Origin of the sequence: Microcella sp. (assembly GCF_046296455.1) — a bacterium.
Classification (GTDB): domain Bacteria; phylum Actinomycetota; class Actinomycetes; order Actinomycetales; family Microbacteriaceae; genus Microcella.
On sequence record NZ_JBKBLF010000035.1, the window covers coordinates 1 to 16,330 of the forward strand.

Annotated in this window: 16 protein-coding genes; 7 read left to right on the forward strand and 9 right to left on the reverse strand. The window is 72.1% G+C overall.

From position 1 onward, the window contains the following. The 5 genes from ACK4HH_RS12540 to ACK4HH_RS12560 form a co-directional block, all read right to left on the reverse strand. Window positions 1-1,486 (reverse strand): ComEC/Rec2 family competence protein (locus ACK4HH_RS12540; RefSeq protein ID WP_409652499.1); only part of this gene is annotated, 1,486 nt, incomplete at its 3' end. Window positions 1,487-1,515: 29 nt separating this feature from the next. After that, window positions 1,516-2,145 carry a helix-hairpin-helix domain-containing protein gene (locus ACK4HH_RS12545; RefSeq protein WP_409652501.1) on the reverse strand — a complete coding sequence of 210 codons (630 nt, stop codon included), beginning with the start codon at window positions 2,143-2,145 and terminating at the stop codon, window positions 1,516-1,518. Between the two features lie 61 nt (window positions 2,146-2,206). After that, window positions 2,207-4,789 carry a leucine--tRNA ligase gene (gene leuS, locus ACK4HH_RS12550; protein ID WP_409652504.1) on the reverse strand — a complete coding sequence of 861 codons (2,583 nt, stop codon included), beginning with the start codon at window positions 4,787-4,789 and terminating at the stop codon, window positions 2,207-2,209. Between the two features lie 63 nt (window positions 4,790-4,852). Continuing rightward, window positions 4,853-5,929 carry an anthranilate synthase component I family protein gene (locus ACK4HH_RS12555; RefSeq protein WP_409652507.1) on the reverse strand — a complete coding sequence of 359 codons (1,077 nt, stop codon included), beginning with the start codon at window positions 5,927-5,929 and terminating at the stop codon, window positions 4,853-4,855. A gap of 33 nt (window positions 5,930-5,962) precedes the next feature. Next, entirely contained in the window at window positions 5,963-6,232 is a 270-nt protein-coding gene (locus ACK4HH_RS12560) for a hypothetical protein (protein ID WP_409652510.1), read from the reverse strand. Window positions 6,233-6,244: 12 nt separating this feature from the next. On the opposite strand from ACK4HH_RS12560, the gene ACK4HH_RS12565 reads away from it, so the two are divergent. The 5 genes from ACK4HH_RS12565 (at window position 6,245) to ACK4HH_RS12585 (ending at window position 10,852) form a co-directional block, all read left to right on the forward strand. Next, on the forward strand, window positions 6,245-7,069 hold the full coding sequence (locus tag ACK4HH_RS12565) for an aminotransferase class IV (RefSeq protein ID WP_409652513.1): 825 nt from the start codon (window positions 6,245-6,247) through the stop codon (window positions 7,067-7,069). A gap of 79 nt (window positions 7,070-7,148) precedes the next feature. Beyond that, window positions 7,149-8,501 carry a DUF2510 domain-containing protein gene (locus ACK4HH_RS12570; protein ID WP_409652516.1) on the forward strand — a complete coding sequence of 451 codons (1,353 nt, stop codon included), beginning with the start codon at window positions 7,149-7,151 and terminating at the stop codon, window positions 8,499-8,501. A 174-nt stretch (window positions 8,502-8,675) separates the two neighbouring features. Beyond that, entirely contained in the window at window positions 8,676-9,527 is an 852-nt protein-coding gene (locus ACK4HH_RS12575) for a DUF2510 domain-containing protein (protein WP_409652518.1), read from the forward strand. Window positions 9,528-9,589: 62 nt separating this feature from the next. Then, window positions 9,590-9,898 carry a tryptophan synthase subunit alpha gene (locus ACK4HH_RS12580; RefSeq protein ID WP_409652521.1) on the forward strand — a complete coding sequence of 103 codons (309 nt, stop codon included), beginning with the start codon at window positions 9,590-9,592 and terminating at the stop codon, window positions 9,896-9,898. Window positions 9,899-10,027: 129 nt separating this feature from the next. Beyond that, window positions 10,028-10,852, forward strand: a complete 825-nt coding sequence (locus ACK4HH_RS12585) for a DUF2510 domain-containing protein (protein WP_409652523.1) — start codon at window positions 10,028-10,030, stop codon at window positions 10,850-10,852. A 36-nt stretch (window positions 10,853-10,888) separates the two neighbouring features. Here the strand turns inward: ACK4HH_RS12585 and ACK4HH_RS12590 are convergent, their stop codons facing one another. The 4 genes from ACK4HH_RS12590 to ACK4HH_RS12605 all read right to left on the reverse strand — a co-directional run bounded on the left by ACK4HH_RS12590 (window position 10,889) and on the right by ACK4HH_RS12605 (window position 15,693). Next, entirely contained in the window at window positions 10,889-13,396 is a 2,508-nt protein-coding gene (locus ACK4HH_RS12590) for a DEAD/DEAH box helicase (RefSeq protein WP_409652534.1), read from the reverse strand. A 243-nt stretch (window positions 13,397-13,639) separates the two neighbouring features. Continuing rightward, window positions 13,640-14,065 (reverse strand): hypothetical protein, encoded by a 426-nt coding sequence (locus ACK4HH_RS12595; protein ID WP_409652525.1) that lies wholly within the window; start codon window positions 14,063-14,065, stop codon window positions 13,640-13,642. Between the two features lie 62 nt (window positions 14,066-14,127). Next, window positions 14,128-14,970, reverse strand: a complete 843-nt coding sequence (locus ACK4HH_RS12600; RefSeq protein ID WP_409652528.1) for a CPBP family intramembrane glutamic endopeptidase — start codon at window positions 14,968-14,970, stop codon at window positions 14,128-14,130. 39 nt (window positions 14,971-15,009) lie between these two features. Continuing rightward, window positions 15,010-15,693 carry an esterase/lipase family protein gene (locus ACK4HH_RS12605; RefSeq protein ID WP_409652530.1) on the reverse strand — a complete coding sequence of 228 codons (684 nt, stop codon included), beginning with the start codon at window positions 15,691-15,693 and terminating at the stop codon, window positions 15,010-15,012. Between the two features lie 129 nt (window positions 15,694-15,822). Between ACK4HH_RS12605 and ACK4HH_RS12610 the strand changes: the two genes are divergently transcribed. Together ACK4HH_RS12610 and ACK4HH_RS12615 are read left to right on the forward strand one after the other, a co-directional pair. After that, on the forward strand, window positions 15,823-16,056 hold the full coding sequence (locus ACK4HH_RS12610) for a hypothetical protein (protein ID WP_409652532.1): 234 nt from the start codon (window positions 15,823-15,825) through the stop codon (window positions 16,054-16,056). Window positions 16,057-16,190: 134 nt separating this feature from the next. Further along, the coding region (locus tag ACK4HH_RS12615) for a DUF2510 domain-containing protein (RefSeq protein ID WP_409652536.1) at window positions 16,191-16,330 on the forward strand (140 nt) is incomplete at its 3' end.

Below are 16,330 nucleotides of genomic sequence, written 5' to 3' on the forward strand. Positions count from 1 at the left end.
CCAGCCCCGCGGCCGTGAGGGCCGCGAGCAGCAGCGCGCCGAGCGCACCCTCGGGCCACGGCAGCAGGGCGCCGGGCAGCGTCGAGCACACGCGCGCGACGCCCGCGATCCAGGCCGCGGGCAGCCACGCGATGCCCGCGACGAGCATCGCGAGCGGCGGGATGACCGGCGCGAGCAGGCACGCGATCATGCCCACGATCGTCGCCACCGGGGCGGCGGGCGCCGCGAGCACGTTCGCGATGACCCCGGTGAGCGGCACCTCGGGCGCGAGCAGGATCAGCACGGGCTGGCACGCCAGTTGCGCGCTGAGCGGCACCGCGATCGCGAGCGCCAGCCACGCGGGCAGCACGCGCTCGAGCACCGCCGCAAGCGGGCCCGCGAGCACGAGCAGCGCCGCCGTCGCAAGCACCGAGAGCACGAAGCCGTACTCGCGCGCGATCCACGGGTCGAGCACCACGATGCCGAGCACCGCGAGGCCCAGCACGGGCAGCCCGCGCGCGGGGCGGCCGCTCGCGAGCGCGAGCAGCACGACGGCGGCCATGACGGCGGCGCGCACAACGCTCGGCTCGGGGGTGACGAGCACGACGAAGCCGCCGAGCGCCGCGAGCGCGACCCCGACCCGCACGGGCCGCGGCCACCGCGCGAGGGCTCCGATGCCGAGCACGAGTCCGACGACGATGGCGCAGTTGGCGCCCGACACCGCTGTGAGGTGGCTGAGGGCGCTGGCCTTCATGGCCGCGTCGAGGTCGTCGCTCACGGCGGTCGTGTCGCCGATCGCGAGCCCCGGCAGCAGTGCGGCGCCGTCGCCCGAGAACGGGGCCATGAGGGCGAGGAACCCGGCGCGGAGGGCGTCGGCGCCGCCGAGCATCGGGGCGGGCGCCGCGAGCGGCGTCAGCTCGGAGACCGGCCGCACGAGGGCGACGCGCTCGTCGCCGGCCTCGAGCGGGATGAGCCGCACGATGCCCTCGACCCGGGTGCCGAGCGGGAGGCGGCCGTCGAGCTCGAGACCGAGCACGCGCACCGGCACGCGCACGGCGACCGCCGCGCCCGACCCGTCCGACGCATCCGTGACCGCGACGATGCGCGCGTCGGCGCTCACGCCGCCCCAGCCGATCATCGCGCCGGCGTCGGCGGGGCGCGGCACGACCGACTGCTCGAGCTCGAGCACGACGAGCACCGCGCGGCCCTCGTCGAGTGCGCCCGTGAGCACGGGCGGCGTGCGCGCGGGGGCGGCCACGGCGACGGCGATCGCGAGCACCGCCACCGCGAGCACGCTCGGGATGCTCGCCGCGAGCAGCTCCCCCGCGCGACCCGCGCCCCCGCGGCGCCGCAGCACCCCGACCGCGAGCCCCGCGAGGGCGAGAGCCGTGATCGCCACGGGCGCGGCAGCCCCCTCAGCGCCGACCAGCACGATGGCCGTGAGCCACCCGGCGAGAGCGGGGATCGCGAGGCGGGCATCCGCCACCCGCGTCGGAGCACCGCGCATTCCGGGCGCGCGCGTACCCGCGACCGCCGTCACACCGTGGCCTGGTCGCGTAGGCCCTCGAGCGTCTTCTCGCCGATGCCGCTCACGGCGGTGAGCTCGTCGACGCTGCGGAACGGCCCGTTCTCGTCGCGCCAGGCGATGATGCGCGCCGCGATCGCGGGCCCCACCCCGGGCAGCGTCTCGAGCGCGGCGGCATCGGCGGTGTTGAGATTCACGCGCCCGTCTGCCGAGGCCCCCGGCACCGCCGCGGCACCCGCGGACGCGGGCGCCTCGCCGATGCGGGGCACCCGCAGCTGCTCGCCATCGACGACGACGCGCGCCAGGTTGACGCCGCCGAGGTCGGCGTCGTCGCTTGGCCCGCCGGCCGCGGCGATCGCGTCGACGACGCGCGCCCCGAGCGGCAGTTCGACGATGCCGGGCTGCGAGACGGCGCCGAGCACGTGCAGCACGACGACCTCGACGACGGGGGCGGAGTCGAGCGCCGCGTTCTCGTCGGCCGGGGGTGCCTCGACCGTCACGGTCTGCCCGCCCGGGGTCACCACGGCGCCCACGACGGCCGCGCCGACGCCGAGCAGCGCGAGCACGATGACGCCCCCGAGGGCCGCGCGCACCCGCGTCGACCGCCGGGGCGGCCCGTCGAGCGCAGCGGGGTGGGTCACCGCGGCAGGCTAGGCCCGCGCGGCGCTGCCCGGTCGTCGGTGCAGCGCCGCGCGGGAGCGCCTACTTCGCGGTTGCGATGTTGACGACGCGCGGAGCGCGCACGATGACCTGCGCGATCGGTCGGTCGCCGATGGCGCGCTGCACGGCCTCGGAGGCACGCGCGAGCGCTTCGAGCTCGTCGCCGCCGATGAGCGGGCTCACTTCGAGCTTGTCGCGCACCTTGCCGTCGACCTGCACGATCGCCGTCACCGACTCCTCGACGAGCAGCAGCGGGTCAGCCTTGCGCCAGCCCGCGAAGGCGACGAGGTCGTCGCTCGACTGGCCCCCGTGTCCCAGGCGCACCCACATGTCTTCGGCCGTGTACGGCGCGAAGATCGAGAGGGCGACGGCGACGACCTCGACGGCCTCGCGCACGGCGGGGTCGGCCGCGCCCGGCCCCGAATCGATCGCCTTGCGGATCACGTTGACGAGCTCCATCGTGCGCGCGACGGCCACATTGAACTTGAAGGACTCCATGAGGCCCGGCACCTCAGCCAAGAACCGGTGCGTGACGCGCCGCAGAGCGACGTCGCCCGTCGACGGGTCGGCCCCGACGGGGGCAGCGACCTCGCCCGACAGCCTCCAGGCGCGGGCCAAGAACTTCTGCGAGCCCGTGGGCGAGACATCCGCCCAGTCGATGTCGTCCTCCGGCGGACCGGCGAAGGCCATCGTCAGGCGCACGGCGTCGACGCCGTAGCTGTCGACGCCCTCGGTGAAGGTGACGATGTTGCCCTTCGACTTCGACATCTTGGCGCCATTGAGCACGACCATGCCCTGGTTGAGCAGCGCGCTGAAGGGCTCGGTGAAGCTCACGTAGCCGAGGTCGAAGAGCACCTTCGTGATGAAGCGCGCGTAGAGCAGGTGCAGAATCGCGTGCTCGACGCCCCCCACGTACTGGTCGACGGGCGCCCACTTCTCGGCCATCTCGGGGTCGAAGGCCTTGGTGTCGTCGGTCGGGTTCAAGAACCGCAAGAAGTACCACGACGAGTCGACGAAGGTGTCCATCGTGTCGGTGTCGCGGCGCGCCGGGCGGCCGTCGGGCGTGGTCGTCGACACCCAGTCGTCGAGCGCACCGAGGGGCGAGGTGCCCTTCGGCTTGAGGTCCATGCCCTCGTCGTACGGCAGCACGAGCGGCAGAGCATCCATCGGCATCGGCACCTCGGTGCCGTCGTCGGTGTACATGATCGGAATCGGCGTGCCCCAGTACCGCTGACGGCTGATGAGCCAGTCGCGCAGGCGGTAGGTCTTGGATGCCCGGCCGGTGCCGCGCTCGTCGAGCAGCTCGATCGCGCGCGTGATGGCGTTCTGCTTGCTGAGGCCGTCGAGCGGGCCCGAGTTGATCATGCGCCCGTCACCCGTGAGCGCCTCACCGGTCGCGACGGGGTCGAGCGGCGCGGCGCCCGCCGAGCCGGGATCGCCCGACTCGAGCATCGCGGGCGTAATGACCGGAATCGCCCCCGTGACGGGCGCGTTCGTGTCGACGACGACGCGCACCGGCAGGTCGTAGGCGATCGCGAAGTCGAGGTCGCGCTGGTCGTGCGCGGGCACGGCCATGATGGCGCCGTGGCCGTAGTCGGCGAGCACGTAGTCGGCGGCCCAGACGGGGATTCGCTCGCCCGTGACGGGGTTGATCGCCCAGCGGTCGAGGAACACGCCGGTCTTCTCGCGCGAGGCGTCTTGCCGGTCGATCTCGCTCTTCTTCTGCGCCTCTTCCAGGTAGGCCTGGAACGCCATGCGCACCTCGGGCGTCGAGCCCGCGGCGAGCTCGGCGGCGAGGTCGCTGTCGGGCGCGACGACCATGAAGGTGGCGCCGAACAGGGTGTCGGGGCGCGTCGTGAACACCGTGACGGGGCTGTGGTGGCCCTCGATGATGAAGTCGACGTCGGCGCCCGTCGAGCGGCCGATCCAATTGCGCTGCATCGTGAGCACCTTGGCCGGCCACGAGCCCTCGAGCTGGTTGAGGTCGTCGAGCAGGCGGTCGGCGTAGTCGGTGATCTTGAAGTACCACTGCGTGAGCTTCTTCTTCACGACGACGGCGCCCGAGCGCTCGCTCGTGCCGTCGGGCAGCACCTGCTCGTTGGCGAGCACGGTCTGGTCGACCGGATCCCAGTTGACCCAGCTGTCTTTGCGGTAGGCCAGGCCCTTCTCGTACATCTTCAAGAACAGCCACTGGTTCCAGCGGTAGTACTCGGGGTCGCTCGTGTGCAGCACGCGGGTCCAGTCGAAGCTCGCCGCGTAGCGCTTCATCGACGCCTTCTGCTGGGCGATGTTGTCGTAGGTCCACTGCCGCGGGTCGGCGCCGCGCTTGATCGCCGCGTTCTCGGCGGGAAGGCCGAACGAGTCCCAGCCGATCGGGTGCAGCACCGTGAAGCCCTGCTGGCGCCAGTAGCGGGCGACGATGTCGCCGAGCGCGTACTGCTCGGCGTGGCCCATGTGCAGGTCGCCGCTGGGGTACGGAAACATGTCGAGCACGTACTTGCGCGGCTTCGTGTCGGCGATGTCGTCGACGGTGAAGGGCTGCAGCGCATCCCAGATCGGCGCCCAGTGGGCCTCGATGCGGGCGTGGTCGTACGCGTTCTCGTCGGGGTGCAGCTCGTCGGTCACGGAGAGGTCTCGATTCACGTCTGTGCAGGGGCCGCCCGGTGGTGGCGGGGCAGAACTGCCAGATTACCGGGTGCTCGACGGCTCGGCCTGCGCGAGCGCCCGCAGCAGGGCCTCGGCCTTGAGCCGCATCTCGGCCACCTCGGCCGCCGGGTCGCTGAGCGCCGTCACCCCGCCGCCCGCGCCGACGCTCGCGCGGGCGCCGCGCACGACGATGCTGCGAATGACCATGGCGAGGTCGGCGGTGCCATCGGCGCCGAGGTAGCCGAAGGCTCCCGAGTACACACCGCGGGGGCCGGCCTCGAGCCCGGCGAGAAGCTCGATGGCGCGGCGCTTCGGGGCGCCCGTCATCGAGCCGGCGGGAAGACACGCGGCCACGGCATCCAGCGCATCGAGGCCCGCCCGCAACCGCCCCTCGACCGTGCTGACGAGCTGGTGCACGTGGGCGTAGCTCTCGACCTCGAGCAAGCCGGTGACGACGACCGAGCCGACCTCGCTGATGCGCGCGAGGTCGTTGCGCATAAGGTCGACGATCATCAGGTTCTCGGCCTGCTCTTTCTCGCTCGCGGCGAGCTCGACCGCGAGCGCCGCATCCCGTTCGGGGTCGGTGTCGCGCGGCCGCGTGCCCTTGATGGGCCGCGTCTGCACCGTGCCGTCGGCGACGTGCAAGAAGGTCTCGGGGCTCGCGCTCAGCAGGGTGGTGCCGCCGATGCGCAGCAGCGCGCCGTGGTGCGCGGGGCTCGAGAGCCGCAAGCGGCGGTAAACCGCCACGGGGTCGAGGTCGGCGCCGTCGGCCGTCGCCACTTCGGCCTGCGTCGTGAGGCACAACTGGTAGGCATCGCCCTCGCGGATCGCGTGCTGGCACTGCCGCACGAGGTCGGCGTAGTGCGCGTCGGTGTCGCGCCACGTGACGGGCCCGAGCGGGGCCGGGGTGGCGATCTCGGTACCGGATGCCCCTGCCGCTCGCTCGGCGAGCGCGAGCATGCCCTGCCGCCAGGCGTCGAGCTCGCCGCGCCACTGCCCCGCCCCTGCTGCGTCGAGCGCCACGAGCCGAGCGGTGCCCGTGGCGTGGTCGAACGTCACGCCGCGGTCGACGCGCAGCCAGGCCGCGCGCTCGTCGCCCGACACGGGCGCAACAGGCATGCCCATGGTCTCGCCCCGCAGCTCGTAGCCGAACTAGCCGACGAGGCCGAGCGGCAGCGCGTCACCGCTCTCGACGCGGGGCATCGCGGCGAGCGCGGCGCGCAGCTGCGGCAGCACCGCGGCGGTGTCGTCGAGCGACACCCGCTCGCCGAGCGCGATGAGGCTGCGACCCGTGCGCGCTCCGAGCCCCGAGTCGAGCCACACGAGTCCCGGCGCGGCGGGGTTCTCGGCCGCGAGCGCCAGGAAGAGCGCCTCGGCGCTCGGGGGCGCCGCGATCGGATGCTCAAGAACGCCGCGCCGCATACCCTCAATGCTATGAGCGCGCTCGGCGAGGGGCTTCACCCGTGGCGGCCGGTCGGCGCCTCGGGCGGCTCGCCCTGGGTCGCGCTCGACTGGTGCGACCCGCACGAGGGGCGCCTGCTCACGGCCGACTCGTGGCGCCTGGTCGACGGTCGCGCTCGCGGGCTCGATGCCCACCGCGCGCGGTTCATCGCCACGGCGGGCTCGTGGCGCGACGATGCCGAGGTCTTCTGGCGCGATGTCGAGGCGGCCCTCCCCCGCTCGGGCGACTGGTTTCCGCGCGTCGAGCTGCGCGAGCGCGCCGACGGCACGCAGCTGAGCCTGCGGCTGCGGCCGACACCCGCCACCAGCACCGAGGTCGACGTGGCGACGGCGCCCCACGACCCGCGCACGCAGCCGCTCGTCAAGGGGCCCGACCTCGAGGCCCTGCAGGGGCTGCGCACGGCCGTGCAGGCGCTCGGAGCGGGCGAGGCGATCATCGTGGATGCTCGCGGCATCATCGTCGAGGGCGCCTACAGCGGGCTGCTCTGGTGGCGGGGCGAGACGCTCGTGCGCCCCGCCGACACGCTGGCGCGCATCCCGAGCGTCACGGTCGGCCTCGTGCTGCGGGCCGCGCGCGAGGCCGGGGTCGAGCTGGCCGAGGCCGAGGCCCGGCCGGAGGATCTGGCGGGCTGCGAGCTCTGGGTTCTCAGCGCGCTGCACGGCCTGCGCTCGGCGCAGCACTGGATCGCGGGGCCTGCGCTGGGGCCCGCGCGGCACGCCCCGCTCGGGCGCGAGTGGCTCGACAGCGCGGCCCGAGAGTTGTACCCCGACCGGGGGACACCCGCACTGGGGGGGTGACGATTCCTCCCGATACGCCGGGGCATCCCCGTAGACTGACCCCGCCGGATTCGGGTTCGGCATCAGAGGGGGATCTGACGTGTCTGACGACGACTACGGCCGCGTGCCGGCGGGGTGGTATCCCGACCCGCTGGGCCTGCCCCAGTTGCGCTGGTGGGACAACCACGCGTGGACGGAGCACGTCTCAGACGCGCGCCAGCCCATGATGCCCACGCAGCCCGCTGCGCCCACGATGTTCGCTGATGACGACGAGCTGCCCTCGCGCCGCTCGCGCCGCAGCGCCGACTCGGCCGCGATCGACGAGCCGCCCGCCGAGCAGCCCACCGCGGCCGTGCTGCGGCAGCTCGCTCCTCCCGCGTCTGACGATGCGCCCGCGCTCGTCGAGCCGAGCGCCGCCTCGGCGCCCGTTGCCTCCGCTCCGGTGGCTCCCGCCGCGACCGAGACCGCGGCGCAGGCCGCCGCTGCTCAGGCGGCCGCGAGCGCCGCCAGTGCCGCGAGCGCGGCGAGCGCCGCCGAGGCCTTCGCGGCCGCGGCCTTCGCCGACCTGCAGGCGCAGTCGGCCGCGACGGCCGACAGCACCCCGTGGGTGCCGCTGCAGGGCTCGACCGGGGCTCCCGTCTCGGCCGCCGGCTCGGCGGGCTACGGGTCAGCGACGCAGACCTCGGCCCCGGGATACGGCTCGGCGCCCGGATACGGTTCGGCCCCCGGCTACGGGTCGGCGCCCGGTGCACCCGCCTACGTTCCCGCGTGGAACGAGTCGCCGGTCTCGGCGAGCGACCCCGGTCGACGCGGCACGCACCAGTCGCTCGGCACAACCGCTCCGCACCTGCAGAGCGTCGAGGTGTGGGCCATCGCCCTGCTGCCGATGCTGCAGCTGCTCATGAGCCTGCTCGTGCTCGCTGCGTTCTCGACGGGCCCGAGCGCAATGCTCATGGCCATCATCTGGCTCGCGCCCTACCCGGTGTCGCTCGTGCTCGCCATCTTCGACCACCGCTCGCTGCGGCGTCGGGGCGTCGACCGCCCCGCCTCGTGGCTCTGGGCACTCGGTTCAGCCCCGCTCTACCTCATCGCCCGCGCGGTGCGGCTCAGCCGCATCTCGGGCGTCGGCTACGGCCCCGTCGCCGTCTTCCTGCTGCTGAGCGGGCTCGTGGGCGCCTCGGTGCTCGCCGTGCCCGGCCTCATCATCGCCTCGCTACCCGGCGTGTTCGCGGCCGAGGCGTCGAACAGCATCGAGCTCGCGGCCCGCAGCATCGGCGGCTCGATGGAGGTCACCTGCCCGCCGAGTCCGCCGCTGTTCATCGGCCAGCAGCTGCGCTGCCCCGCGATCGACGCGAGCGGCAACCCGATCGTCGTCACGGCGAGCCTGCAGCGTTCGAACGGCTGGATCGCCTGGCAGGTCGACGACTGGGGCGTCTTCAGCATCATTCGCTAACCGAATACTCCGGAAGCGGCCCGAACCGCTTCCGGTCACAATTGAAAAAGCACCAAGGGTGAGCAATCGCCCGTCGCGTGGAACCCGAATACACCGCGGCACAACCGATCGACCAGGGGGGTCGATCGGAGAAACACGATCCGGTCGGGGGACCGGGGACACTGGGGGACCACGATGAGCACCACCGCGATCCGCGTGCCAGCAGGGTGGTACGCCGACCCGGTTGAGGCGGCCGCGCACGGCATGGCGACGCAGCGCCGCTGGTGGGACGGCACGGCGTGGACGCACCACACCGCCGCGCTCGACACGCCCGTGAGCCCCGTCGTCTCGGCAGAGAGCTTGGCCGCCGCCACCGCCTCGGCCCAGCCCGCGGCCGCGTTCTCGGTCGTCGGCACGGCACCGGCCACGGTCTCGCCGCGCGAGTCCGCGCGTGCAGCCGAGAGCATGCCCCTGCACCCCGTCGACCCGGGCGCCGGTGTGCGCTCGGTGGGCTCGGCGCCGCGCGCGAGCGCGATGTCGCCCGTGAGCCCCGCCAACGCCGAGACCTCCGGCTACGAGCCCTTCGCCGCGCGCAATCGTCTCGAGGCCAGCGCCGCGGTCATCGACGCCTCGACCGCCCGCAACCCCCTGCGGCTGCGCGTGCACACCGTCTCGGTCTGGCTCATGGCCTCGATGCCGCTCACGCAGGCTCTGCTCGTCTTCTGGGTCTTCTCGACCCTGCCCGCCGAGAGCTCGGCGTGGACCCGCGCGCTCGCCGTCGTGTTCCCGCTCGTGCTCATGGGCGCGCTCGCGGGGCAAGACACGCGGCTCATGGAGCTCTCGGGCCACCTGCGCACGGCGCCGTGGATCACCGCGGTGCTCGCTCCCCCGCTGTACCTCGCGGTGCGGGGCGTGCGGGTGCAGCGCACGACGGGTGCAGCCGCGTGGCCGCTCGCGGTGTGGGTCGGCGCGCAGCTCGCGGTCATCGCGACCTGGTTCGCGATCGACCCCGAGGGTGTGCTCGCGGTTATTCGCGCGGTCTCCTGACCCGGGGCGAGCATCCACCCGCCCCTCAGCGACCGCCCCGGCGGGCCGCGTAGGGTCGAGGTATGGACGAGACGCGCAGCCGACGGGGCGCGAGCCTCGAGGTGCTGCGTGCCGAGGCGCACGACGAGCTGCAGACGGTGATCCACGCGCGGGCGCGCGGCGGAGAAGATCCGTGGGACTTCATGACCGAGCTGCCCACCGTCGATGAACTGGTGGTGTGGATGCTGCGGGCCGAACGCATTCGCGACGACGACGGGCGGCTGCCCTCTGCCGCCCGCGACTACCGGCTGCTGCGGCAGATCGCGCTCGACCACCCCGCCCTCACGACGACGGTGTGGACGATGCTCGGGCGGCTGAGCGCCGAAAGATGAGCGATCGTGTCCCCATAAATGGGGACCGCGCGCCTCTGCCCGTGTACCCCGCGGCGAACTACCATGGGCTGACCGAGAGTGCGTCACCCCGACCCGCAGCGCGCTCGTCGACACACCCGAGGACGCCCGATGTCTGACTCGCACGCTCCCGTCGCCGGCTGGTACGACGACCCAGACATGGCGCTGCGCCTGCGCTGGTGGGACGGCCTGCGCTGGACGACGCACACGCGGCCCAAGCCCGTCGTAGCGCACGCCCCGACCGAGCAGGCGATCGCCCAGGCCGCGGGGCTCGCCGCGCCCGCCACCACGGGGTCGACCGTCATCGCCGAACCGGCCGCCGCCGAGCCCTACGGCTACTCGGCCCCCTACTCGTGGTCGCCGGGCTCGGCCGTCGGGGGCACTCCCGCCTCGCCCGCGCTCGGGTCGCCCGGGTCGGTTCCCGTGTCGTCGGTTCCCGTATCGTCAGTGCCCGTGTCGTCAGTGCCGATCGCCCCCGAGGGCGGCGCCCTACCCCCGCACGAGCTCTGGAACACCCGCTCGTCATCGATCGACTACGCGCCCGAGCGCACGACGACCCCCGCGGCCTGGGCCCTCGCGTTCACCCCGCTTGTGACCGTTCTCGCCCAGTCGGCCGGCATCGTGCTCTCGGGCTTCGAGTCGACTCCCGTCATCTGGCTCGTTGGCGCGTCGATCATCCCCGTGCTGTGGATCATCATGTGGGTGCGCCGCGACCGCATCACGCTGCACGAGTGGGGTCACCTGCGGCGCGCGCACTGGGGCTGGGCGTTCCTCGGGGCGCTCGGCTACCTCACCGCCCGCACGATCGTCGTGCGCCGGCAGGCCGCGGGGCGCGGCTGGTGGCCGCTGCTGACAAACCTCGCCATCACGGCCGTGCTCGTCAACGTGGGGCTCTTCACGCCCGTGTACGACCTCGTGCGCGACGCAATTCTTTAGTGCCGGGCCTGCGCGCGCCGGGCAGCGTCAGTAGGGCTACATCCGGCGCAGGCCGAGCACCCTGACCACGGCGAATCCGGCCTCGACGCTCGCCGCCAGATCGACGACCGCGTCGATGCCCCAGTCGTGGTCGCCCGCCGGGTCGTCGATGACCTGGCGCACGCTCCACGTGCCGTGAGCATCCGGATCATCGCGTTCGGGGCTCTCATCGATCTGCACGAGGGATGCACTGCGCGCGTTGCCGCCCGTCAGAATCTGCTCGTGGTCAGCGTAGTAGGCGTCGAGCGCCTCGGGCCAGCCTGCGTCGGGGTCGAGCGCCTCGAGGTCGTCGTCGCGCTGCAGCGCCGCGAGCTGCACGCGGCGGAACAGCTCGTTGCGCACGAGCACGAGGAATGCGCGGCGGTTGGTCGTCACGTCCGGCGGCCGGGGCGGCAGGGTCGGCGCGCCTTCCACAACTTCGGAGTGGAAGCCAGAGCTCAGCTGCTCCCACTCGTCTTGCAGGCTCGAGTCGACCTGGCGCACGAGCTCGCGCAGCCACTCGATGATGTCGCGTAGCTCGTCGGTCTTCGCCTCGTCGGGCACCGTCTGGCGGATGGCGCGGTCGGCGTCGCTCAGGTAGCGCAGCAGCAGGCCCTCGCTGCGCGTGAGCTTGTAGTGACTGACGTACTCGGTGAAGGTCATGGCCTTCTCGTAGAGGTCGCGCACGACGCTCTTGGGGCGCAGCTCGACGTCGCGGATCCAGGGCTGGGTGCTCGCGAAGGTCTCGAACATGGCGGTCAGCAGCTCGTCGAGCGGTTTCGGGTACTCGACGTCGTCGAGGGCCTCCATGCGCTCGTCGTAGTCGAGCCCTTCGGCCTTCATGGCGCCGATCGCCTCGCCACGCGCCGCGAACTGCTGCTGGGCGAGCACGGGCCGCGGGTTGTCGAGCGTCGCCTCGATGACGCTGATGACCTCGAGCGGGTAGTTGGGGTCGGCATGGTCGAGCACGCCGATGACCGCGAGCGCGAAGGGGCTCAGCGGCTGGTTGAGCGCGAAGTTGGGCTGCAGGTCGACCGTGAGGGTGATCGTCGCGGGCGCGCCGTTCGTCACCGGCGCGCGATCGATCACGACGACGCCCGCGCGCACAAGGGTCTTCGCGATGCCGAGCGCCCGCACGACGAGCTCGCGCTGCCGGTGTGGCGGCTCATGGTTCTCGGTGAGCAGCGCGCGCGCGTTCGCGAACACGTCTCCCCCGCGGGCGATGAGGTTGATGAGCATGGCCGCCGAGACCTGCATGCGGCTCTCGAGCGGTTCGGGCATCCCGCCCACCAGCCGCTCGAAACTCGTCTCGCTCCAGGTGACGAAACCCGCCGGCGCGGCCTTGCGCACGATCTTCTTCTTCTTCTTGGGGTCGTCGCCGGCCTTGGTCGTCGCGAGGTGGTTCTCGACCTCGTGGTCGGGCGCCTGCACGACGACGAGCCCGGCCGTGTCGTATCCGGCGCGGCCGGCTCGGCCCGCGATCTGGTGGAACTCGCGCGCGCTCAGCTGCCGCATCTTCACGCCGTCGTACTTGCTGAGCGCCGTGAGCAGCACCGTGCGAATGGGAACGTTGATGCCGACGCCGAGCGTGTCGGTGCCGCAGATGACGCGCAGCAGCCCGCGCTGGGCGAGCACCTCGACGAGCCGGCGGTACTTCGGAAGCATGCCGGCGTGGTGCACACCGATGCCCGCGCGCACGAGCCGGCTGAGCGTCGTGCCGAAGCCGGTCGCGAAGCGAAAGTCGCCGATCGCCTCGGCGATCTCGTCCCGCTGCTCGCGCGACACGATCCGGATGCTCGACAGGGCCTGCGCTCGCTCCATCGCGGCCGCCTGACTGAAGTGCACGATGTAGATCGGCGCCTGCCCCTTCTCGAGCAGGGTCTCGACGGTCTCGTGCACGGGGGTCTTCACGTACTCGAACGTCAGCGGGATCGGCCGCTCGGTGTGCGTCACCTCGCTCACCGGATGCCCCGTGCGGCGCTCGAGGTCGGCGGCGATCGGCGTCACGTCGCCGAGCGTCGCGCTCATGAGCAGAAAGCGCGCGTTCGTGAGGGTCAGCAGCGGCACCTGCCACGCCCACCCGCGGTCGACGTCGGCGTAGTAGTGAAACTCGTCCATGACGACGACGCCCGCCGCGAGGTCGGCGCCCTCGCGCAACGCCTGGTTGGCGAGAATCTCGGCCGTGCAGCAGATGATCGGCGCATCGCCGTTGACGCTCGAGTCGCCCGTCACCATGCCGACGTTCTCGGCGCCGAAGATCTCGACGAGCTGAAAGAACTTCTCGCTCACGAGCGCCTTGATCGGCGCCGTGTAGTACGTGCGCTGGCCCTGCGCGAGGGCGATCGCGTGGGCCGCAACAGCGACGAGGCTCTTGCCCGAGCCCGTCGGCGTGGCGAGCACGACGTGCGCGCCCGCGACGAGCTCGAAGATCGCCTCCTCCTGCGCCGGATACAGCGTGAGCCCGCGCCCGACGGCCCAGTTCTCGATCGCGTCGAACGCCGCGCCGGCCTCGTAGGGGCGGGGCATCGACTCGAGCAGGCTCACCCCCCGAGTCTGCCCCACCCCGCCGTCTTCACAACTCAGGAGTCGCGCGGTGCGCAGCATCTCCACAATTCAGGAACTGCGGCCCAAAAACAGCGGTTCGGGATGCGCGCACGGCGTGTCGAGCGGGCGCGAGCATCCCGAACTCCTGAATTGTGGAGATGCGCCGGGGCTGCGGGCAGCGCGGGGCCGCGCGGCGCTCGGGGGTGCGCCGCGCGGCTCGGGGGCTCAGCCCTCGATCTCGGCGGTGCAGTCGGCCTCGGCGTCGCCGACGGCGATGAGCACGCGGATGCCCTCGCCGCTGAGCGCACCGTAGGCGATCTGGCAGTTGCCGAGCGCGTCGCCCTCGGTGAGCGAGCCGGCCGGCCAGGCGAAGCGCACGGTCGTGGCGTCGACAAACTCGACGGTGGGGATCGGGTCGCGCCCCTCGGCGTAGACCTCGGCGAGCATCACGGCCGTGCCGGAGGCGAGGTCGGCGCCGATCACGGTCACTTCGCCGTCGTTGGACCCTCCGGCGTCACCACCCGTGTCGCCCTGGTCGGCGACGTCGGGCACGATGTCGTCGGTGCTGACGGGGGCCGCGGTGGAGCATCCGGTGAGGGCGAGGGTGAGCGCGCCGGCGACAGCCAGCAGGCGCAGGTTCAGTGTGGTCATGCCCCCAGCCTGCGGGCAGTCGCGCCCGCCCGCCATGAGCAGTCGTTACCTACGACCGGCGCTTAAGATCCCGGGCTCGGCACCAGGAAGAACGGGAAGACCCCCGGGTTGTGCGCGTGCACGATGGCGAGGAACACCACGAGGTCGAACAGCAGGTGCACGATGATGACGTAGGTGAGCGACTTGGTGCGGTGGAAGATCCAGCCCTGCAGCAGCGCGAAGGGGATCGTCATGAGCGGACCCCAGGCCTGGTAGCCGAGCTCCCACAAGAAGCTGACGAAGACGATGGCCTGCAAGATGTTGGCGGTGAGCACCGGGAAGTGCCGCAGCAGCAGCACGTAGCAGGTGCAGATGAAGAAGAGCTCGTCCCAGATGCCGACGGCGTTGACGCCGACGAAGAGCCGCAGCACCTCGCTCGCCTCGCTGACGGCCGGCCAGTTCTGGTACGCGCCCGAGGTGATGAAGTAGAACGGCAGAATCAACCAGCCGAGAAAGGGCACGGCGAACAGGTACGACTTCTCCCACGGTTGCCATTTCTGCCCGCTGCGCCACGGAAAGCGGATCACCCTACGCTTGAACACGAACCGGTCGATCACGAACGGCACGGCGACGGCGAGGCTCAGCACGAAGCCGAGCAAGAAGAAGTTGGGCCACGAGATGTCGGCCTTGACGCTCACGGTGCTCACGACGATGAGACCGGCGGCGATGATGCCGAGATCTTTCATGAGCTCGCGGTCGACGAAGAACGCGACGACGAGGCCGATCACGAGCCACGGGTAGCCGACGAACCGGTTCTCGAAGCCGAACAACGGGATCGCGCTCGTGACGACGATCGCGGCCGGCAGCAGCTTCAGGCTGATCGCGGGAAGGGCGTGCGTCGTGGGGGCGGCGTCAGCGGCGGGCATGGCGCGATTCTTGCAGATAGATGCACGATGCTTCCTGCATCAGGGCCCGACCCGCGGCACCCGCGCCACGACCTCATCGATGACGGGCGCGAGGCCGAGCACGCGAAAGTGCCCGTCGAAGGGCAGCACGACGTTCTCGGCCCCCTCGAGCACCGAATTGCCGGCCGGCACGTACTGGTCGAAGGTCGAGTGCAGCGAGGTGATGCGCGCGTTGACCCTCGCGGCCGCCGCGAGCTCGGTGATGACGGGGCGCGTCGGCACGAACTCGCGCCACGGCCCCATCGCGAAGCGCGCGAGCGGGCTGCCCGCGTAGGGCGTGTTGATCGAGATCATGCGCGTGAGCCGGCTCACCGGCGCGCGCTCGTCGGCCACGAGCATGGTCTTGCCGATGAGCCCGCCCTTGCTGTGCGCGACGATCGTCACGCCCGTGAGTTCGCGATGCTCGAGGTAGGCCGTGAGCAGCGCGGCCATCTCCGGGATCGGGTGACGGTTGAAGCCGAGCTCGGGCACGCTGTGCACGGGATGCCCGAGGGCGGCCAGGCGGTCGCGAATGGGCTTGAGGTAATGCCAGGTCTCGAACACGCCGGGGATCAGCAGTACGGGAGGCGGGGCATCCGGTGCCGCATCGATGGGCGCAGGGGGCCGCGCGCCGTAGCGCCAGTACCGCAGTCGCGACCGGCCCACATAGGCGTAATCGGCCACGATCGAGGCGGCACGTCTCATGTCGGCGAACCCTAGCCTTGCCCCGCGGGCGCTGGCAACCCCGTTGTCAGATGCGGGGATGCGGGCTTGGGTTGATCACGTCGCCTCGAGCACTCGGGGCGGTACTGCACCACCGAGCAAGGGGGAATCATGAGCGACACCAACGAGCAGTCGAACGACCTGACCGAGCAGGATCTGACCCAGCACGACCTGACCCAGGGCGAGCACCCGGGCGCGCAGGGCGATATCGGCGCTGGTCAGGCCACGCCGGGCGACGACCCCGTCATCACGGGCGCCGAGCCGGTCATCGAGGGCGACGAGCAGCCGCGTCGCGAAGAGCACCTCGACGAGCAGCGCGAGCCGGGGCTCGACGAGCAGCTCTGAAGCAGGTCACGGCCGACCGGATGAGGTCGGACGTGATCGAGGGTGCCCGCCCCGGGGGAGGGTCGCGGGCACCCGACCAACATTTGCTCATCGTTGTCGGGCGAGACACCGTACGCTGTCCATGAGTTCACGTCATGGAAGGGGGCGGGGTGAGCACTCCTGCTGCTGGCTGGTACGCCGATGCCACCGATCCTGCTCTCGTGCGCTGGTGGGATGGCAGCGCGTCGAGCGACCACACCCAACCGAACCCCGAGGCCCCGGCCGATGCCGCGCC